This window comes from Halococcus sediminicola (assembly GCF_000755245.1).
Taxonomy (GTDB): Archaea; Halobacteriota; Halobacteria; order Halobacteriales; family Halococcaceae; genus Halococcus; species Halococcus sediminicola.
This window is the reverse complement of the sequence record NZ_BBMP01000024.1, coordinates 98,060-118,955: the sequence shown is the minus strand read 5'-3', so window position 1 is coordinate 118,955 and position 20,896 is coordinate 98,060. Positions and strand designations below refer to the sequence as shown.

General features: G+C 53.5%; 16 protein-coding genes and 1 pseudogene. 6 read left to right on the top strand and 11 right to left on the bottom strand.

Annotation, left to right across the window (positions count from 1 at the left end):
• Positions 1–34: 34 nt before the first annotated feature.
• From ACP97_RS15725 to ACP97_RS15700, 6 genes are all read right to left on the bottom strand, one after another.
• Entirely contained in the window at positions 35–1,204 is a 1,170-nt protein-coding gene (locus tag ACP97_RS15725) for a hypothetical protein (RefSeq protein WP_049998786.1), read from the bottom strand.
• A gap of 558 nt (positions 1,205–1,762) precedes the next feature.
• Positions 1,763–2,500 carry a hypothetical protein gene (locus ACP97_RS15720; protein WP_049998785.1) on the bottom strand — a complete coding sequence of 246 codons (738 nt, stop codon included), beginning with the start codon at positions 2,498–2,500 and terminating at the stop codon, positions 1,763–1,765.
• Positions 2,501–3,056: 556 nt separating this feature from the next.
• A complete protein-coding gene (locus ACP97_RS15715) occupies positions 3,057–4,295 on the bottom strand; it encodes an SAVED domain-containing protein (protein WP_049998784.1) in 1,239 nt (412 codons plus the stop codon).
• Positions 4,292–6,628 (bottom strand): ThiF family adenylyltransferase, encoded by a 2,337-nt coding sequence (locus ACP97_RS15710; RefSeq protein ID WP_202593642.1) that lies wholly within the window; start codon positions 6,626–6,628, stop codon positions 4,292–4,294. The genes ACP97_RS15715 and ACP97_RS15710 overlap by 4 nt, the downstream gene beginning before the upstream one ends.
• Before the next feature lie 15 nt (positions 6,629–6,643).
• Positions 6,644–7,756, bottom strand: coding sequence for an SMODS domain-containing nucleotidyltransferase (locus tag ACP97_RS15705; RefSeq protein ID WP_049998783.1), 1,113 nt, complete (start codon positions 7,754–7,756; stop codon positions 6,644–6,646).
• 146 nt (positions 7,757–7,902) lie between these two features.
• A complete protein-coding gene (locus ACP97_RS15700; protein ID WP_049998782.1) occupies positions 7,903–9,051 on the bottom strand; it encodes a tyrosine-type recombinase/integrase in 1,149 nt (382 codons plus the stop codon).
• A 378-nt stretch (positions 9,052–9,429) separates the two neighbouring features.
• Between ACP97_RS15700 and ACP97_RS19325 the strand changes: the two genes are divergently transcribed.
• Together ACP97_RS19325 and ACP97_RS19320 are read left to right on the top strand one after the other, a co-directional pair.
• Positions 9,430–10,059, top strand: a complete 630-nt coding sequence (locus ACP97_RS19325) for an SDR family NAD(P)-dependent oxidoreductase (protein WP_237561209.1) — start codon at positions 9,430–9,432, stop codon at positions 10,057–10,059.
• Between the two features lie 27 nt (positions 10,060–10,086).
• Positions 10,087–10,437, top strand: a pseudogene (locus ACP97_RS19320) (SDR family NAD(P)-dependent oxidoreductase); the annotation flags it as partial.
• Positions 10,438–10,639: 202 nt separating this feature from the next.
• Here the strand turns inward: ACP97_RS19320 and ACP97_RS15695 are convergent.
• Positions 10,640–11,797 carry a glutathione-independent formaldehyde dehydrogenase gene (locus ACP97_RS15695; RefSeq protein WP_049998781.1) on the bottom strand — a complete coding sequence of 386 codons (1,158 nt, stop codon included), beginning with the start codon at positions 11,795–11,797 and terminating at the stop codon, positions 10,640–10,642.
• A gap of 162 nt (positions 11,798–11,959) precedes the next feature.
• Between ACP97_RS15695 and ACP97_RS15690 the strand changes: the two genes are divergently transcribed.
• The gene (locus ACP97_RS15690) at positions 11,960–12,379 is read left to right on the top strand and encodes a GlcG/HbpS family heme-binding protein (RefSeq protein WP_049998780.1); all 420 of its coding nucleotides are present in this window, start codon (positions 11,960–11,962) and stop codon (positions 12,377–12,379) included.
• Positions 12,380–12,607: 228 nt separating this feature from the next.
• Here ACP97_RS15690 and ACP97_RS15685 read toward each other — a convergent pair whose 3' ends face one another.
• On the bottom strand, positions 12,608–13,426 hold the full coding sequence (locus ACP97_RS15685; RefSeq protein ID WP_272913459.1) for an NAD(P)-dependent oxidoreductase: 819 nt from the start codon (positions 13,424–13,426) through the stop codon (positions 12,608–12,610).
• 228 nt (positions 13,427–13,654) lie between these two features.
• On the opposite strand from ACP97_RS15685, the gene ACP97_RS15680 reads away from it, so the two are divergent.
• Positions 13,655–13,960, top strand: a complete 306-nt coding sequence (locus tag ACP97_RS15680) for a hypothetical protein (RefSeq protein ID WP_049998778.1) — start codon at positions 13,655–13,657, stop codon at positions 13,958–13,960.
• An 805-nt stretch (positions 13,961–14,765) separates the two neighbouring features.
• Here the strand turns inward: ACP97_RS15680 and ACP97_RS15675 are convergent.
• Both ACP97_RS15675 and ACP97_RS15670 read right to left on the bottom strand, forming a co-directional pair.
• Positions 14,766–15,521 (bottom strand): iron-sulfur cluster assembly protein, encoded by a 756-nt coding sequence (locus ACP97_RS15675; RefSeq protein ID WP_049998777.1) that lies wholly within the window; start codon positions 15,519–15,521, stop codon positions 14,766–14,768.
• Positions 15,521–16,573, bottom strand: coding sequence for an amidohydrolase family protein (locus ACP97_RS15670; protein ID WP_049998776.1), 1,053 nt, complete (start codon positions 16,571–16,573; stop codon positions 15,521–15,523). The genes ACP97_RS15675 and ACP97_RS15670 overlap by 1 nt, the downstream gene beginning before the upstream one ends.
• A gap of 332 nt (positions 16,574–16,905) precedes the next feature.
• Here ACP97_RS15670 and ACP97_RS19305 point away from each other — a divergent pair, with 332 nt between their 5' ends.
• Entirely contained in the window at positions 16,906–17,946 is a 1,041-nt protein-coding gene (locus ACP97_RS19305) for an NAD(P)-dependent alcohol dehydrogenase (RefSeq protein WP_079977677.1), read from the top strand.
• Between the two features lie 59 nt (positions 17,947–18,005).
• The gene (locus tag ACP97_RS15655) at positions 18,006–19,223 is read left to right on the top strand and encodes an IS701 family transposase (RefSeq protein WP_049998773.1); all 1,218 of its coding nucleotides are present in this window, start codon (positions 18,006–18,008) and stop codon (positions 19,221–19,223) included.
• A gap of 168 nt (positions 19,224–19,391) precedes the next feature.
• On the opposite strand, the gene ACP97_RS15650 is transcribed toward ACP97_RS15655, so the two are convergent.
• A complete protein-coding gene (locus ACP97_RS15650) occupies positions 19,392–20,216 on the bottom strand; it encodes an SDR family NAD(P)-dependent oxidoreductase (RefSeq protein ID WP_049998772.1) in 825 nt (274 codons plus the stop codon).
• Positions 20,217–20,896: the final 680 nt, after the last annotated feature.

The following is a 20,896-nucleotide window of genomic DNA, read 5'->3' as shown; positions in this document are numbered from 1 at the left end:
GGTGAGCGACTAACTTGACGAGTGCCCGCCGGAGCTACTGAGTGATCTCCGAGATCGCTCGCCACTCATACCCGGACTGCTTCTCTGCAACGTATTCGTGGCCTGGTTCTCCCTCATCCAAGAGTGCTTCTGCGGTTCCGATATTGATGACCGGATTGCCGTTGTTGCTGATACGCACCACCTCCACGCTACGAAAATGGTGCTCGGAGTAACGACTCACTCGTTTACAGGGAGTGGCCTTCTTCCCCCTGTACTCGATGATGGTGCTCTCGTCCGTGTCGTATACCAGATGGTCTTTATCGGCGAGGTCATCCTGCACGGGTTCGTCGAGCTTGACGGGATCCCGTGGGAGTATCCAAGTTAAGTCCCGTCTGAACTCCTCGCGGTCATACTGCCCATTGTCAGTGGGCGTGAACGCCACGATCCACTCATGGTTCACGTATCCCGTCGCCCCTGTTTCGCTCCCGGTAAACCGACACGAGTAATCGGCGTCAATGTACTCGCTCAGTTGTCGGTGCCGGCGATAATCCGTCAACAGACAGGTCACGCCACGCTCTGGGTGAATTACAGGGTATTCAATCAGATTGTTGCCCGTTATTGAGGCGTTCTCGGTATCAGCATATGGATGCGGGATAAACGTGCGGAGTGACTGCATCAGATACGTTCTATCGATATCGCCCTTTACGCGTCTGTAGTGGTTCACATCGCCTGCTATCATGTAGAGATGAGAGATAGCCTCATCCAATGTCATGCTGAAGGCGGATTGATCAGTGTCCTCGTTTGCACCGGTGCCGTCGACGTCGGTATCAGTGTTAGCAGCAGTGGATCGCTCCAGTTCGCGTTTCAACCGTGTCAGGGTGCTTTTCTGCTCCCCTTCGTATTCGTGAATGTACGAAATGAGGCGGGTTCGTTCGGTTTCGGAGAGAGTACTATCGAGATCAAGGTCCTGCAAAATTTCGCCCGTGGAAACCTCGGAGACCGCATCGATGTCCAGCGATTTGTGGGTGTAGAGGAGGTGCAGGTCGTACATGGCCCACACTAACCTGGTCGGGACCGCTCGCTCGGGTTCGTAGCCAGTCTTCTCGAAGATAAGCCGGGCAAGATCGGTTACCTGAAGGGTAATCGGGTGGGACCCGCCGACGTTGGCTCGGATGTAGTAGCCCGATTTTTCAGACGTGGGAGTGTATTCATTGAGCCTCGGCATGGATTCTATTCACACCAATAGTACATGGCAGTAATACTATAGCCGTTATCCCCCGGTGTCAGTATGTTCGATCCACGTCCATTTTATAAGCAGCACTGAGGTGAATTTCCTCTAAGTGCAGTGAGTATGAACGTGTAGAGACGCTACTGAGGACAAATGAGCAGCAACACTATTGTCCAAGTAAGAAGCGCCTGTTTCTCTACGGGCTGTAGAGAATACCCGGTTGCTTATCTTAGCCAGTTCTGAAAAGAAGGCGATCATTCGATCACTGCTTTACCAGCGGGTGTGAGACTTAGCTATCCACATACTGGCGGAAGGGTAGTCAGCACTAATACAGGGTGTGAGTGGCGGAAAGACCGCGACATTCAGTGCTTTAAGCCCCTGCAATCATGTGGCCTCACCGAGTGATGGCTGATTTTCCCATTACCGACATGCTCGTTTGCTGTATTCTCTTCGTGCTTCCGTCGCTCCTCCGCTGACGGCGATCTCGTGATAGCGATGCGTGATGACAAGTTATCGATATGGATATATCAACAAATCAATGAGAAAGGTATCAGATCAAGTCGAGGAGCGAATTTCGGGACTCGGGAGGCTCGGGTCACGGTATGGGTTACGGCCATAGACCGCATCGTGGAGGTCGCGTTCGTCGAGTTGGTCGACGAGGGTTCGGCGAAGCCGATTGAGGCTGGTGGTATCGAGGTCGTGGTTCTCGCAGAGACTCGAAAACGACTCCTCGTCGGTAATGGAGTGGAACTGGTCGTAGAGGGCTGCGAGTTTCTCTGGAGATTGTTCGGCGATCCACTCGTCGTCGTGGAGACCGAGATGATGCTCGCGTTCGTGGTCGACGACGTGGCGGATCACGACGAGCGCGACCTTGGGGATGGCGCGCTGACTCCCGAAGGCGGTGAGGTCTAGGTCAACCATCGTCCCAATGGCGCGATCGCGCTGCCACGGGGTGAGATCGAGACTGCTACATAATGCGTGGGTCAGTCGGAGCTTTTCAAGCCGGTGAGCCCGCCGGCTGTAGCCCTCCATCGCGGGATGACGTTCGTCGTGGAGTCGCCGAACGTTCTCACTGAGGTCGTGTTCAGGTGCGTCGGCTCGGCCGATACGCGTCGCACTCGGCGTGACGAGCCCCCATCGCCGAACGGTTTCGTCACGCTGGAGATCAGCTCGCGAGACAGTACTATCCCCAGGAAGCTGGCTGAGAGGCGAGATATTGCGGTCACTGAGCAGTTCCGGACGGCGGTCCTCGACCGTCGGGAGTAAATACCGGCTAGCATCCTCGTCGGTCATTACGCAGCCAGTACTGGCTGCTCGTAGTTGAAAGGCATGACTACGTGCAGTAATCCTCCACCGAGAAACCAGCGCGTTCCTCCCTCGTATCTATACCTTATCGCCAGAAGCACTTAAAGAATCAGCGACTACAGCACGACCTCGGCTTCGCATACCTTCAGCATCTTACCAAACACTTAGGGCGTTGTGAGAGCTGGCGTTTGGTAAGACGAGAACTCGTTCTGGGATAGCGAGACTGCCAGTCTCATTGCTCTCGCTCCGCGAAGGAGGTGTCCGGGTGGAGTTCGTGAGTGATTTCTCTCAGTATTGTCCCACCACGATCGCCGCAGTCGGGTGGCTTACCCGGCTACGAACGCATCGGCTGCTTGCTTACCAGAAGCACCGTAGTTTTCTCTGAAATCCTCATCAGCGCTACGTCCCCCACATCACGTCAGAGAGTAGCAAGGAGTGGAAACATAGCCTTCAACGGCACTGATTTGAAGGCTTGCCTCACGCTGCTGGACATACCAAATACAATTACGGATAGGCCCACAACCTATTCTAAGCCTTTCCGATTTTATTCTGACTGATCAGGCTTCGAAGTATATGACTGGCTTTGGAGTAACGGTCCTTGCTTGTACTCCCCAGTATCTTTCATATGGCAATATGTTTGGAATTGTCGTAGTGCATTAGATTCTTGACCCATCAAAAACGCAAGCCCCGTTGGCACTGCCATGAAAAGATGGATAGTTTCGGTATCTGATACCTTTTGGAGTGCCTTCCGTATCTCAGACCTGAACGTGGTTGCAATGTCTACTGCCTGTCCCGCATTCAGGTCGTCATAACTATCGACTTCTGGAGTCAATCGGAGCTCAGCGTTGAAGTCCGGTAATTCGTTCCTCACGTTCTCCATATCGTTTGAGACATCATTGAGAACGTTCACCAAGACAGCAAGATCGTTGTCAGAACCGTCTAACTCTTCGAATTTGCCTTTGATCGTGCTGTCCTCTTTTGATTTGGAGAGTGTATATTCATGAAATCCACCATATCTGCTCGGCTGCATCCATGTCGTAGACGTTCCTCGGACGCTCGGTAGGGAGTATCCCAATGCGAACGAAGAACACAAATGAGATTTCCCTCGAAAACGGAGGGTTCGTCCTGACGCATACTCGTTCAGAAAATCCGTCGTTGTTTCTAAGGATGGTAGAAGCCGTTGCTCCCAAAGGCTTCGTGAAGGAAGTCCTACGTCGAAATGTTTCTCCCAGTCGATAACGACGAGAGGATCGATAGAGTAAGCCGGCGAGTCCCGAGTATCCAATGAGCATTCGATCGGCTCATCAGAAGAAAGTTCTTCGTCAGCTTGGCGAAGTCGCTCTTGCAGCACCGTCTTCGAAATACTCCGAGCGGCTTCGGACGTAGCAGCTTCAAGTGGGACCATCTTCCACGATTTGAGATTTATCGGGCCGCTAGCTTTCTCCAGAATCGGCTTAGCATCAGTCGCACTAAGATCGGGATGTGGAACGAGAACAATGAAAAATCCGTCACCAGCATCCCAGCGACGTCTGAGTCCAGGGAGTTCGTCTTCGAGTATGACCTCTGAGCCTGCCACCCCTTCGCTAATGAGAGCGACTCCACAAGCTATGTCTGGACTCGTTAGTTTATCCCTGATTTCGTCTCGTAGGGGTTCTGGGCGGAGATCGAAGATATCCCGCCAAACCGGTATCCCGTGGTCTTCTAACGATTCCTGAAGAACCGTAGCCACATCTTTTTGTTCGTGCTTATAGCTAAGGAACACGTTTCCAGTGATCTCAGTCATACATCCATACCTTCTTTGAGGAGTTCGGTAATCTGCTCAGACTGCTCAACTTGCTCTAAGCGCTCATACTCGCTATTTCGGTGAAATTGGTACACTGCTATCGAACAGTGCCCTGACTCATCTTCACCCATAATGAACAACAACGGGTGAGGACAGTTGTAATCTCGGTCAGCAGCGATTTCATTCATTGCGTCACGATCCTTCTCGCTCACCGCTGGGCGTTGCTCGGGGTGGTAATGCCACTCACCGAAATATTTGAGCCCGATGCTCTCTCTCGCATCTCGAAGCCACTCTTCGACTTCCTCGGTTCCCCGGAGAAACCGTGTTGGGCTGTGGATCGAATCTCTTGGGGGATCTTTCGCATTAACCACTAATGCGGGTCTCCCTTCTCGGGTTGACCCGGCAGCAATACCACCAGTCTCGTTTGGGTGGTCCTTCTCACAACGCACTTTCATTGATTCGACACACTTGAGAGGAAGCTGCACCGTCTCTTCTTGGTCTGATGAATTCCATGTAATCACGTTCTCGAAAGGTGGGTCCGGCTGCGAGACCTCCCAAGAACACTCCTCGCTTCCAGTCTCTAACACGAGGAATTCGGGGTTCTGTAGGGTAACGGTCGGGGCGTTATCTAATACTCTCGTCACCTGTCCCGCCCACATCATTACTCGATCTGTTCGGATCACCGACGCAGGGTGCCAACATCCGATTCGTTCGGGGACTGCGTCGGCCGTTTCATCCCATTCTACATGCTCACGTAATCGCCACAGATCGAATGCATCATCGTATTCTTCGTATGGAAAAGTACGCTCGTATGCAGAGAAACAATACAAGCGATTTGCTCGCCGTCCCATGGCAGCGGAGTGGAACACGACCGGATCTTCCCAGGAGAGACTCGCGAGCGCGTGGCGAACAGCGTCTGAAGCCGTACAATCGACTATGACATCTGCTTCGGAAAGATAGGCGGGCATCGGAGTGTTCGGCGCAAACGCCTCATCAATTCCTGTGACCTGCGCATACGGTGCGATTGACTCAAGCCGGTCGGACAGTGCCGTTGCTTTGCCCTGACCGATATCAGCAAGAGAGAGGGTGTGTCTCGCTAAGTTCCCGATCTCGACATCATCCGGGTCAATAACCGTGAGGTAGCGGCAGCCAGCCCGAACCAGATTTTCTGCAACGGCACTACCGAGTGCTCCCGCGCCGATGAGAACGATCTGGCAATCGAAGAACCACTCGTTCATGTGGCCACGACGGGTAAGCTGGTCATGTGACCAATTATCGGACTCTAGCCATTGTATCCTTTCGTCGCTGTCCCTGAACCTTTCGGCGAGTTCACGACCGCGAGAGTTTCTTCGGTGGCTTCCAGGAAGGTCTTGAGGGTCTTCGAATGAGGGTATCTCGATTGGCTTCCAGTGAATGATCTCTGACTCGCCGTCAACTACCTGAGGAATTGGGAAGCCAAGTAACACGATTTTATGCGATTCGTCTTCCAGTACCGGTTGGATACTCGCTCGCAACTCATGTGCTTCGACTGCAGTTCCGCTAAGTAGGGAATCTAACTCTCCCCAACACTCAGGTGTCTCCCAAGGGAACGAAATTGGTATCTCCTCGAGAAGGACCCAAGCAGCGGTGAGCCGGTCAGTAGAATTTTCTCCTACGTATCCTCCCCAGTCGGAGTCGTGCACAACCTCATCATCTCTTTCGAAGTTGTGAGTGGCGTATGTGTTTTCCGAGGTCGGAATATGTCGTAGCTCTACCGTCCCCCACTGCCCGTATTCGCCGTTCCAAGTGTCAAGTCCTGCCTGGCTTTCATTGAAAGCAATTGTCGGTCCTGAGCTACTGATAGTGTTGAAAAAGGGGACCTCAAACGGGTCATCCGGTTCGCGAAGTTCGCCTTTTGAAGCAGCCTGTAACCACTCCAGTGCGCGCTCCATATGCCAACACAGCCGTTCATCCGGTTCAGTAGGTTCGGCGACGGCTCCGACCTGATTGAGGGTATGACCATACCGAGCCACACAGATATCTCCAGTTCTCCACGGGCACTCATCAATTGTAGACGAGTTCAGTCTCTGATGGGGGAACGTCGCTGTGATCGTATTCTCTTCCTGATCCGCTGGGCAAATACCGATACTACCCGCTGGGTACGTTTCTTGCAAGAGAATGTACCAGATCGTCTCCTCGGGCACGTTTGGGTGGTCTGCAAGACCATCAGGATGAAGGTTTACTTTAACGGCCCATTTCCCTCTGTCTTGGTAGTGCTCTGACTCGCTCAGAACCTCAACTCCGGAAAGGCAATCGATTGCATCTACGGCCTCTGTGATTTGTGAGTGGGGCATATTCGATCGAAGAATTCAGCCGAATTGATGATTCGAGGCGTTGTTGACGCCTGACCTCGACCCCACGGATGATGCTTTCTCGCCATCATCATCGGAATCGTCGTTCCCGTGGTACTCTGGGAACATATCTCCGAATAGCTCATGCCAGAGATCCCGGGAATCACTCTTGCTTTGTTCGTCTAACGCTTCCCGCGCCTGAGTAGCGGCGTCGTCGACTTCGCTGTGGAATGCGCTGAATTCCTCACCGGTGTAGTGTTTCAGTACATCATTTTCGGGGTCTGCTGGCAAGCCACGCGCCTGAAGATACGGTACATTATTGTGGTCGGCTTGGACTCTATATCTGTTCGCGATATTCTCTAGCGTCCGTGTCACGCCTTCCGCAACGGTATCGATGTCGTCGGGGCAACAATCACCGATGACATGTTCGAGTGGATAACTGGTGGGTCCTTCGACATCGGGTGTTTTCGTTCGACGCCACCACTTGAGAGCTTTGACGACGTTCACGTAGTGGCCGTCTGTGGCACTATTCTTCTCTAAGGTGAACGCAATTGTCTCGAGAGGATGTGTACTTTCCCACTTGTTATCCTCTCTATCCGGAATCTCAAGTGGTTCATCTCTCCACTCGTCTTCGTCCGAGTTCGCAGACAGGTCAAGTGTTTCAGATATTTCGGATGAATTATTGGATCTTAGACCTGTATCGATATCTAAGGACCCCAAGTTTTCAAGCGTCTCTCGGGTTTCTTCACTGGGTACGGAAGTCAACACGAGGTCTATTTCGACGAGGTCTTCTTCGATCTTGTAAGAGTGGGCATTGGGAGACCACTTGCCCTCGTAGTGTTCATCCAAAAATGGCTCACACTTTGATAGAGCCTCTTTAGCCTCCACACCGTTATCGAGTTCACTTACAAAGACGACGTCGACATCGGATTTCTCGTCTTGTTGTGGCTTTACTGCCGTCCACCGTCGATAGCTGCCTTGCAGAAAGTCCGTGATGTAGATCTCGTCGATCTTATCTGAGTTTCGGAGGTGCTCGCGAAGCGTTTCGTGACCATCTATGTAATCCTCTTTTTGCTTCGTAGGCCGAATTTTCTTCAGAAACCCATCGAACTTTGAGGGTAGCGCTGTCATGGCAGGATCTAACACAATTAGGATGTAAAAGCTTCCGCGAGCGGGGTGAAAGTGAAGCCGGTTCTCCACCCTGATTTCTTTATACTAAAGCGGTGCTAAGCAGCGTGTTATTCGATCCAAATCCACTGCGCTATTCACCAGAGGATTCACTCGTTCTGCACTGTGTCCGAATTTTGATCGGCTTCTTCGAAGGCGTCGGTCATCTGTTTTGCGAGATCACCGGCTTCGATGTGTGAGTAGTGCTCGCGGACTACTTCTTCGGAGTTATCAAGAGCTCGGGCAGCGGCTGCATGCCCTGAAGTGCGGACGAGAACTTCACCTGCACCGCGGCGAGCACCGTGTGGCATCAGATACTCATCGTCATCATCGAGTTCGATGCCTGCCAGGTCACAGAGTCGCTTGAGAACGTGCCGTCCTGCGTCAGTTGTGATGGATGGTGGCGCGACGTCAGCTTTGACGCAAGTCTCGATGAGTGACTGGTCTTCTTTGGTCTCCTCGATTTCCGTCTCGGTGTAGCCACGCTCGGTGAGCGTCTCGGTAATCCGTTGGGAGAGCGTCGGGCGGTGGAAAGAGGGGAAGACCGGCCAATTCGGACTGGGAGCGTCGAGAACGCGCTGGTACGCCTTGAAAGGATAGATCACCGGACCGGGGAGGCCTCGGTCGTCGAGACGCTGCTTTTTCGCGAATACCGTCACGTAGCGGTCCTCGAGGTGAACATCCTCCCAACGGAGTCCTTGCCGGCGCTCATCGCTCTTATCACGGAGAACCTCGGCTCCCCGAACTCCGGAGTACGAAAGGAGATAGACGAGAGCGCGGTCGCGACAGGCCTTGATCGCGGCCTCTCGGTCCTCACCGACGTTGTCGATAGCTTCGCGTGCCTGCTTGTCGACGTAAGAGGTGAGCCGTTGGCGGTCGTCGGCAGACCAAGCCTGCTGGTCACCGCTCTTGTGACCGCCATCATCAGGGATAGGCTCGGTGGCATTACGCCGCTGGGCGACGTTCTCGGCGAGATGCCCTTCACGAACCGCCCAGCCACAGAACGCCGAAACATAGGCGTAGTAGGTCCGGACTGTGCCTGTCGCCCAGCCCTGCCGGGTGAGATGCCGTGCATATTCGCGGAGATGGCCCGACTCTAAGTCCTCGAACGTCGTCACGGCATCCTCGTGCTGAGCAAGGAACTCGACGAAGCGATCGAGCTCTCTACTAGCGTCACTTCGATAGTTCCCGCTCTTCCCACCCTGCCCCTTCCCTTTGTCCGTCAGGAAGTCCTCAGTGACCGCATCGATACGAACCATTCTACACATCTCTCCATTCAATGACCCCAATGCAGTTCTCAGCCTGCGTAACCAGGGTTCTGGCTATTGTCATCGCGTTGGCTGTGGCAGAGGGCGGGGTGGTGGGTAAGTTTACTGGTCCTTATTCAACTAAGCACGAGTAACTATCTATAGATCTAATTCCGCCGATCTCAGCAGTCTGGAGCTTTATAGCGTATGAAACAGCATATATAAACTTCATAATGCAATACAGAATTTTGGCTTGTGGAAGTTGAGACTACAGCAGGTATAGAGGGGCTGTAATGCACGATACCAGAGGAGTAGTTGATTTTTCTAGTAGTCTTAGACCGTAGGGCGCTAAGGAAACAAATACGTAGAAGGAGTATGTCAGTTGATTCCATGCCTGATCGCAACTCAGCGGTCTCAGTCTCAGATAAAAATGCTGTAGTCATCGGTGGAACTACCGGAATTGGACGAGGAATAGCTCACACATTTGCAATGGATGGAGCAAACGTAATCGCAACTAGCCGGTCACCAGAATCAGTCCAAGAAATAACTAATGAGCTGCGGGGCCTCGGTGCTGAAACAGCAGAGGTCACATGCAATGTCCGCGAGCGTCGCTCCATAGAAAATCTGCGAGACGTAGCGTTCGATACGTTTGATACAGTCGATATTGTCGTGAACTCTGCTGGTGACACAGACCATGCATCTTTACTTGAAATGGATGACGCTCAATGGGAGTATGGAATTGATGTATTCTTATCAGGTGTGTTCCGCTCCTGTCAGGTATTCGGCAGAGCAATGGATCAAGGCTCGATCATAAACTCGGCTCTGCACGTTTATATACCCCTTCAAACACTGACGTTACAGACCGTGAATCGGCAATTTCCCGCCATCATCTGTTGTTCGCCTGATTCTCGTGGGACTCGAAACCAACCCAGATCAGACGATTCCCGGCTAACTGAGCTGGATACCATCAGTAATCGAGGAGAGAAACAAGCGCTTCATGGCCTCTGTTCCGCGTTCTGAGCGGTGCTTATAAACGTGCAGAGCCGAGTCATAAACATATCATCGATGTCTGGCCGACAAATCCGTAAAAATCGGCCGGCCTACTGCGCCGCAAAAAGTGGCGTAAATGGACTCACGCGAGCTGCTGCCGAAGACCTCTCACCCGATGTGAGAGTGAACGCTATTGCTCCAGGGTTTGTGAAAACCGAACTGTCTGGTGAAAGGCTAGCAGAAGGGTCATCCATTCGAGAAACCATTGACGAGCGGACACCACTCAATCGAGTTGCTGAACCCGATGAAATCGCAGGTGCTGCTGTGTATTTGGCAAGCGATACCTCTTCTTTCACAACTGGAGAAATAATGACCATTGACGGAGGATATGACAGAGGAGCACTTTGAGGCAGCAACTAGGAGAACTCTTCTACAGAATCAGCGAGGCTGCAGCAGATCGTAGAAGACCACGCTTTATCGATAGCACCTGACGCGGCAAGTATCAACCGTACACTAGCATCTCTTGAGATATTTCCCCCATCTTTGTCGTTTCTCAAAGTTGGTGTTGCCTTGTCCGGATCCCCAATTCAGTGGAGAAATGATCCGCTGGCTAGGGTTCGAGCAGGACTTTGGTGACGCCTTCCTCGCGGTTGTCGAAGCGCTCGTACATCTCGGGGGCCTCGTCGAGGCCCACGCGGTGGGAGACGAGGAAGCTCGGGTCGGCGCGGCCCTCGATGATGAGGTCGCGGAGCTGGCGGTTGTAGGATTTCACGTCACACTGACCGGTACCGAGCTTCTGACCCTTCTCGAACAGCAGGCCGAAGTCGATGCCGAGGCGGCCCTGGGCGGCCATCTCGTCGGGCGCGCCGGGGTCCTCGGGGACGTAGAGCCCGACGATGCCGAGTTGACCCGTGGGGCGCACGGTTCGGATCAGGTTGTTGAGCACGTTCGCGGGGCTCTCGCGGGCGGGATCGTAGGCCCCGTCGGCCTCCTTGTCCGGGTCCACCGCCTGATAGCCCACCGCATCGACGCCCTTGTCGACGCCACCGCCGTGGATCTCCTTGATCTGCTCGACTGGGTTACCCTCCTCGAAGTTGATCGGCGTAGCATCGCAGTGCTCGCGGGCGAGGTCCAGTCGACTGGGTACGCGGTCGACCACGTAGATCTCCGAAGCACCCTGGATCTTCGCGCTGTAGGCGGCCATCAGTCCCACTGGTCCCGCGCCGTAGACCACGATGGACTCGCCCGGTTGGAGGTCGGCAAGTCGGGTGGCGTGCCAGCCCGTCGGGAAGATGTCCGCGAGCAGCGCGAACGAGTCCTCGTTGCTCCCACCCTCGGGAAGTTTGAGCGCGTTGAAGTCGGCGTAGGGAACTCTGAGTTTTTCGGCCTGGCCGCCCTTGTAGGGCCCCATCGCCACGTATCCGTAGGCCCCGCCGGCGAAGCCGGGGTTGACGTTGGTACAGAACCCGGTCTTCCCGTTCTCGCAGTTCCGGCAGTGGCCACAGGCCACGTTGAACGGGAGGACTATCCGGTCGCCTTCTTCGAGGGTGTCGACGCCCTCGCCAACCTCCTCGACGATCCCCATGTTCTCGTGGCCGAAGACGATCCCCGGTTCGGCGGCGGTTCGCCCCTCGTACATATGGAGGTCCGAGCCACAGATACACGAGGTCGTGATGTCGATCACCACGTCGTTCGGGTGTTCGATTTCCGGTTCGTCGACGTCTTCCACTGCAACGTCGTGTGCGCCCTGGTAAACGACTGCTCTCATTGACATTTGTATTACCTCGCTCAGAACGACAAACCGAGTAATAATGGGGCTTTGGTTTCCCATCGATTCAATTATATCTTGATGTGTCCTCGTCTCGACTGCTCTACTAAAGAGTGAGGAAGACTTTTGTTCGCTGGAGAAAAACGATTAGTCGAGCGATCCATGGTAGCAACCATACCCCTCGACGATGCGACGGAGATCATTGCTGCGGCAGAAGAAAAGGCCGAGGAGATCGGCGTCCCATCAGTGGTCACAGTGGCCAACGAGGAAGGAAACCTGATCGCCCAGCACCGCATGGACGGAGCGTGGCTCCCGAGCGTGAACATCTCAACCGACAAGGCCTACACCGCGGCGGGGCTCGAAATGCCCACCCACGAACTCGCCGAAGCCTGCCAACCTGGTGGCTCGCTATACGGCCTTCAGACCACCGATGACGACCAGATCGTGATTTTTGGCGGTGGGTATCCACTCACTATTGACGATGAAGTCGTTGGTGCGATCGGCTCCAGTGGCGGACAGGTTGACGAGGATATGGAGGTCGCGCGCGCTGGTATCGAGAAGTTCGAGGAACTCTTTGAGTAGGTCGACCCGGAGATTCCTCTCGAATTATCGGTGTTCGAGCAGTACCAGCCATCGGACAGTTCATATCAAAGGCTCTCGACCGACTACGGGCGAGGGTAGTTGTTTTCTGCGTTTTCGAGGCGAGTCAGTATCTCGAAACGCTTGCCCAAGGTATCTAGCGTGCTATCCGGCTCCGGATATCGATTGACTCACCCTCTGCGTGTTCGGATGACTCGCTGAGTAAGCCAGTTATGATTCATCTGGAGGGGTGAATTCCGAGAGAACATCCGGGTTTGCGAGATACTCGGGGTCTCGTCCATCAAGCAGCGACGCAATATCGTCGGTTACCATCTCGGCTCCGCGCGCAGGCACTTCCTCGGCTGCGCCCGCGATATGTGGGGTCGTGACGACGTTTTCCATGTCGAGCAGCGAGTGGTCTTCAGGGAGGGGTTCGCCGTCGTAGACGTCGAGTGCCGCGCCTCGCAGTCCGCCCGATTCGAGCTCGGCGACCAGTGCGCGCTGGTCGGTGAGCGCCGCACGGGCGGTATTGACGAAGTACGCGGAGTCTTGCATCATCCCGAACTCCCGTTCGCCGATCATCCCGCGCGTCTCGTCGGTCACGGGGCTGTGGACCGTGATAAAGTCGCTGGTCGTAAGGAGGTCGTCGAGTTCCACTTTTTCGGTATCATACTCCGCCATCGTCTCGGCGTCGATGAACGGGTCGTAGGCGACACAGTCCATGCCGAAGGCCGTTGCACGCGTTGCGACCAGCTGACCGATTGCTCCGAGACCGACGATCCCCAGCCGTTTCCCAGCGAGCTCCGGCCCTTTGAGGTCCATGTACGGTGTTCCTTTTGCGATCCCCCACGTCACGTCCTCGCGCTCACCACCACCCGCAGCGTCGGCCTCGGATTCGCCCGTGTAGACGCCCTCGTGAAGGAGATGATGAGCATGGGGAATACTGCGTGCCACACCAAGGATCATTCCCAACGTCATATCCGCGACACTGATGGCGTTCCGACCCGGCGCGTACACTACGGGGATCCCACGCTCGGTGGCGGCCGCGATGTCGATGTTGGCGTCGGGTCCACCGCGTAACTCACAATAGAGATCTCAGTAGCTATCCGTTGGCCCGAGCCGCCAGAGTTACCCCACGAACCTAACTTTCCGAACACGTGGGGTGACTTTGAGCAGTCAAAGCAGGGTCATGAAACGAAGCTATTCGATTTCTTAGCGATAGCTGTACGGCTGGTGAGGAAATCGAAGTCATTTAGCGAATGGTAGCGGAGTAGTGCTATGGTCACGAAACACGATATCCGGAACGGGATTCGTGGGGGTGTTGGACGATTTAAGCGCGAGGTGACAGCATCGTTCACGAAGGAGGAACTTGGAGCGCTGTGTGCGACACTAGAGATTGCAGATACTACTGACCCAGTTACATCGACGGCGACGATGCGTCAGCAGATCCGCGTTACCGTCGGGCTTGCCGATAGCCGAGAGGATGCGGCCGATGATGCATTTTCGAAGTCTGAACTAAAAGCGATTTCTTCAGCGATTGGGGTTGAGCCTGTTAGTGGCGACGAACCGGATACACTGTTTTGATATCGGCAGGAAGAACAGACAGTTAAGGTCGAGACGATTGCCAGATGCCCGTCAGACTGGGCCATGTTCTATGCATTGAGAGCGCTAGTCTCAACTTCCATCGACTCTGCAAGATGAGACTACAGCAGGTATAGAGAGCCTACAGTGGGCGAAATCTGGGGTATAGTGGATTAAGGAAGTCGACGAATCAGAGTTGAGCGTTCAATTCGTGTTGTTGATCTGGTTAGAATCCCATCTGAGAGGCACGCTGGCGAGAGCTGTGGCTCAAACCACGGCTTCCGACCGAACTACAGAGCGCTATCCGACCCCGGTTCGCTTCTGCAACAATGTTAGTGTATTCTGCGTCGTCGTTGTCGGTGAGCGTCCGTATCCGTCGGTCAGAGCCACCTGTATGAGGAGATAACCGCCCGCCAGATCAGGGATAGCAGACAAGTAAACGCGAAATAGAAAAACCGCAACACGGGATTTTTGAGGTGGGGACAGCCAAAGCTTCCTGATAGACTTAGATCAGGTCGTACTCTTTTTATGACTGTGATACTCGCGAACAGCACTTGCTAGCGCGTTCGGCGCAGTACAGATACCACCAAAAAGTAAATTAGGGTTGGTCTCGATTACAAACCATGGTAGAGGATGACGATAGAAAACTCGCTGATGACCGCCATCCTGAAGAAGTAAAATGTCAACAGTGTAGTCAAGAGTTCGATTGGCAGCTGGACAGGTGCCCGGAGTGCGGCTGGGAAAAGACGGAATGGATTGAAAGTGGGCGATACGGTCTGGGTGGTTCCTACGGAATTGAGAATTCCACTTAATCGCCTTTTAGCTTTCTGGCCTTGTTGAGCCCCTCGCAGATAGCACCTTGCCCAGACACAGTCGCGCCTGTCAGCCGCGCCCGGCGCTGTTCACGGTCGAGTTCGTCAGCTACAATGGGGTCTTCCTCGACGGTAGCGAAAACCCGGTCAGTCGGCCCTTCGACGATTCCGACCTCGGTTGCTTTTTTGAGGTAGTCGGCGAGCGGGTCAGCCGACACGGATACCGCGAAGGAGTCGTCGGCGAGATACACCGACGCCTCGCCCTCCATTCCGTCTGGAAGGTCGATCGCCTCATGAGTGAGATTGACGATCTGCTCCGCGTCAAGGCCGGCATCGAGCAACGTATCGATGGCGTGGTACTGACGACTCATGCGCGCCTTCTCCGCGAGTGTCCGGCGAACCGCTTCGATATCGTCCTCAGCCTCCTCGAAGACCATTTCGAAGTCGAGCCGTTCGTTGACGCCACGATTTATTTCAGTCGCGTGCATGTGGTCTTCGAGTGTGATTGTCGCGGTATCCACTTCCGAGAGGGCTTCGAGCTCATCGCGCGCGCCAGTTGCCATCATCCAAGCGAAGGCTGGTGAACACCATGCGGTCGGCAATACGAGCGTTACCGATACCTTCGAGCCGTCGATCGTAAGGTCGTGAATATACTCGAGATCGACGATCGACTCGTCGAGCTCAGGGTCATCGACACTCTCGAGCCGAGCACGCACGTCATCAGTAGTTGGTTGTTTAGTGGTGGTAGCCATTAGTCTGCGGTGGCACCCCCATACTGATCCTCAAGATCGAATTCAGCGCTAATGGCATCATTGGCCAATTTTTCTTTTTGCTCCTCAATATCGATATCGTAGAGTTCGGCCGCGTTTTCGCCGATGATCTTTTTCTTGACGTCGTGCGTGAGTTCGAGGCCGAACTCGTCGCGCTGTTCAGGGGTAAGTTCAGCCTCCATTACGGCCTCGACGACCCATTCGGGTTCCCAAAGTGCGTAGTCACTTCCAAATAGGAGGTTGTCCTCGCCAACCCAGAAGAGAAGTTCACCGATGATCTCGCCGAATTTCCGGGGGCGGGCGCGAGCCATTGGTGCAACGACCGCTAACCCACCGTAGACGTTGGTCTCCTCGGCTCCGATGTGAGCGAAGTCGTCGAACCGGGGGAAACCGACGTGCTCAACAATGAAATTGAGTTCGGGAAATGAGGTAGCGGCATCGTCGATGTCCCGGACGTCGAATGCGTCACGGTTCAGTGGGCGGATCGTCGGACCTTTGTGGGCGTGTATGTTCTTTATACCGAGTTCAGCACACTTCTCCAGATATTCGAACGAGTCTTCTGAATCAAGCCGCCAGCCCTTCGAGTCACCCTTCCACTCAGCAGTGTAGAGCTTGACCCCTGTGATGTCGTGTTCTTCTTTCTGGCGTTCGAGTTCTTGGAGTCCTGCTTCGCCTTCTCGTGAGTCAAACCGACCATTAAGCACGAACCGGTCTTCGTATTTTTCAGAGAGATCTGCAATGCTCTCGATAGTGTTGAACCCATTCTCGTAAAATTCGTTGAGATACGTGGGCTGAAAGATGGCCATATCGGCGTGGCCATCACGGAACAAGTCCTGAACCATCCGCTCGTCGCTGTACTTTCGGTATTCTTCAATAGTCCACTGTCGTTCTTCGGGAGTGAACGCGGTGTGGTAGTCGTGGAAGCATTGGATGAACTGTTCACCGCCTTCGTGGATGATATTCTCTGGGGTTGCGTCCCAGTCATGAATGTGTGCATCGACGACGAATACGTCCTCTCCGTTATGCTTATACATGGCAGCCCAAATTTCTCCCTTAACGATTATTAGACTTTTGGTGGCTGCAGTGACTACCTACAACTCAAGAATACACTTGGCACCAACTGAAATCTCAGATATCGCTTGCTACTTATTCATACCCTGATAGTAGCTCTAAAGACATGTAATTAGTATTTTAATTACATGTATACTATGATTCGGAGAGTAATGTCTGCCTATTCAGCTGAATTAGCGCGATCGACGAGCAATTCACCGTGTACAGGGAACTGACAGTCGAAGTTACGACCTGAAATGAGTTGACTCAATTAGGCTAACATTTATACTCTTTCTCTATCAATCGTTCATTTGCGATGAAAGCAGCTAGACTCCATGAGTATACTGAGGAGATGAGTAACGCACTTTCAATCGATGATGTTGACGAACCACAAGCCAACACTGCCGATGGAGTGATAGTAGAGGTAGAAGGAGCTGGATGGTGTCAGACGGATAATCACGTTGTCGAAGGTATGTGGGAGCAATATATGCCACAGGACCTTCCGATGACGCTTGGCCATGAAAACGCCGGCCAAGTGGTTGAGGTGGGTGAGGATGTCTCAACTGTCTCAGAAGGTGATTCGGTGATCTGTCATACTGTAATGACATGCGGGACGTGTCGACCCTGTCGGTTAGGAAATGACATGCATTGTAAGAATCTCGCATTTCCTGGGCTCTCAACCGACGGTGGATTTGCCGAATACCTTCGGACTAACGATCGTGCGGTAATTCCGCTCCCAGATGGTGTTGACACTACTGACATAGCTCCTCATGCCGACGCAGGTATCACAGCGTATCATGCAGTAAAGCTCGCCAGTCGCGAACTGAATCCTGGCGACCATGCGGTAGTAGTCGGTGTTGGTGGTCTTGGTCACATCGGACTACAGTGCCTCAACGCAATGAGTCCTGTCAGTATTACTGCAGTTGATATCAAAGAATCAGCGCGTTCACTGGCCAGTGACCTTGGTGCACATCATACTATCGACCCAAGTCAAGAGGACGTTGCTAACATAGTTAATACGCTCACTGATGATGTGGGTGCACACGCAGTACTGGACTTTGTTGGCTCCGACGAAACCACTGGTCTTGGTCCGGAGATCGTTGCTCCTGGTGGAAATCACTACGTTGTGGGCTATGGTGGACATGTTCATCAACCATCTCAAGCACTTGTGAACGGTGACTTTGGATATAAAGGGACACTTGTCGGAAATTACACAGAGTTGCAAGAACTTGTTGCACTTGTTGACCGTGGTGACGTCAACCTTCGCACATCCCGCTATAGCTTAGACGAAATCAATAACGTTGCAGCAAGCCTAGAGCGCGGCGAAATAGAGGGGCGGGCAGTTATCACTCCTTAACAAAATACTCGGCTCTGCACGTTTAAGTCGGAACGCGACGTAGCCGGCAGTGACGGCCGATGCTTCCGATTACGGACTTCCTGTCCTGCACCGATCCGCTGGACGAGTTCGACTCGCTGTCGTATCACCAGACTCATCACGCCAAAACGTACGTGACAGGTCTTGCTGCGGCCCGCAGCAAGACCGTGACCGGGATCGCACGTGAAGTCCTTCCGGCTCAAGGCGACCGAGCACTCAACAAATTCCTCACCGAGTACGACTGGGACGAAGACCGGCTCAACCACGAGCGGTTAGAGGAACTGCAAAAACACGGCGAAACGCGCTGGTCACAGGATGGCTACATCGTCATCGATGACTCGGTGTTCCAGCGAACCGGGAAGGAACTTCCCGGTGCTGGAAAGTTCTACGATCACACCGAGGGAGAACCCGTCTGGGGACAGGACCTCGTCTATGCGTTCTACACCGATGACAAAACCTCCTATCCACTCGCATTTCGCCAGTACGAGAAATCCGACGACGAAGACCAGGACGACGAGGACGAGACGAAGTACGACCTCGCCCGCGAGATGATCTCGGAATTGGAAGAAGAGGTAGGTGTGCCTGCGGACACCTACCTCTTTGACTCGTGGTTCGCCCACGATTCGGACCTGATCAAGCACGTCGAATCCTACGGCAAGGACTGGATCGGACCACTGCGGAGCAACCGGCAGGTGACCTTCGATAACGAGGAGATGCGCGTCGATGCGCTGGAAGAGCGCATCGACAAGGTAGAGCGTGGGATCGACGAAGAAACGTACAAGATCTGGACGAAGACGCTGCCGGTCTCGAAGTTAGGTGAGGTACGACTGGCAATCGCTGAGAAAATCACAGATGACGACGAAGACAATCCGGTCAAGTACCTCGCAACGAACAAGGTCGACGCCCCTACAGCCCATATCATCCGGAGCTATTGCTATCGGTGGCGAATCGAGACATTCTTCGAGGACTCGAAGCGGGATCTCGGCCTTGGAGGCTGCGAGGTTCGTGATTCTGACGGTGCCAGTCGCCACTGGCACCTTCAGATGCTGACCTACAGTCTCCTTCGTCTTGGTCCCGAATCGAGCGTCCCGGAGCGACTCGTCTCGAAAGCCTCGTCGCTCCGAGCACAGCTCGAATACGGCCTCAAAGAGGCGATCTACAACATGTTCTCGTGGGTGCGCGACCAGCCAGATCGTGATCTCGACGGACTGATGGAGGAAATCGACCATCTCTTCCTCCACTCAGAGGGGAGTTTATGAACGTGCAGAGGTGAGCAAAATATTCAGGAAAGAGGACCGCATTGGCCGTATTTCAGAATATGCATCACAGCAACGGTTCGAAATTCTGCACCAGCACTTAGAGTTATGACTGCTCAGGGTCAAAACAATACGAGATAGCACCCACTGAATGGTTAGGAGAGAAGGAGCCTATCTAACGACATTTATAGTCATTCCGCCGTCGACATTCACTGCTTGGCCAGTCACGTTTTCACTCGTGGCGAAATACACGGCAAGTTCTCCCATGTCCTTAGGAGTCTGGTCACGACCAAGCGGCATGAGATTTTGAATGGTTTCATCATAGGGTTCATCTCTACTCGGTGTTAGGACATCCGTCCACATCGGAGTTTCAACAATCCCGGGGCAAATCGCATTGACCGTAATGTCATCCGGTGCTAACTCAAGGGCAAGTGTTTGAGTAAGGCCAATGGAGGCGTATTTTGACGCACAGTAGTGCGCGAGATCACGGAATGGTACCTTACCTGCCACGGAAGCAGTGTTGATAATCGCGCCGTCCTCTTGACTTTTCATTTGTGGGATAACTGCCTGGGCACATAGAAGCTGCCCTTTGACATTCACATCCATTACTGCGTCCCACTCATCCTCATCCATGTCCTCAACTGACGACGCGGTGATTATGCCGGCGTTGGCCGCTAGTATATCTATGCTCCCAAACTCGTTGACCACCGTTTCAGCCATCTGTTGAGTTTGTTCACTATCTGTGACATCACATTCAACAGAAATCACGTTTTGGCCGATTTCTTCGATTTTGTCGATGACCGACTGAGAGCTCTCGTAGCCACCAATGTCAGACGAGCCAGCTTGGTTATGTTCACTTTCGAGTGAATCGACGTCAGCCACTGCAATATCTGCTCCGTGTTGAGCCAATTCGGTAGCGATTCCGGTCCCGATGTCTCCGCCACCACCAGTGATCAGTGCAACCTGTCCTTCTAGGTCGTTTGCATTGCTCGACATAGCAACACCAAAATCTGCCTATAGATATCTGCTCACTTCGAACTTTGGTAATTATCTTAGCCCTGTACTTCGTGATTGGCGTTGTGATGTGCAACGTGTGGCAGCTGACAATCTCTTGTTTCGTGAGACTGTAGACGTTCATCTCGGAGAGCGACCGTCAATCTCAGCCGGCGTGTCTATCGAGATCCATGCGTTCTGCATCGTGCCGGGCGATTGATGGGGACCACTCCGTTGTTGCGTTCATCGCGTTCTCGATAGCTGCGGGACGCGCCTGCTGACCCTACTCTTAGCTATTTTCACCGGCTAAGCACCAGACATGCATTGAATAGCAGATCGCATTCGCTCTAATCGCGGTTTTCATTGGCGAGAAAGGTCACCGTCCGTCGATTTCGCTTGTAGAATCACTCATCCTCCAGTATCTCCAAGTTTGGTTCTATACCAATCCTCCTAGACTGAATTTTTCTTGAAGCCTGATGTTGAGCATGTGGATTCCCCATGCCCAGTAGGCAGCTAGACCAGAGATAATCGCTTTGACTACCAGTCATCCCCGTTCAGATCGCGATAAGAACAAGCCGATTACGCAGGACGGCGCAAATATTACATCATATCCCGCTATATAACTCAGTCAGCTGCTATTCTGGTTCCCCGAAATTTGTACATGAGAAGACCGTTAACCAGCG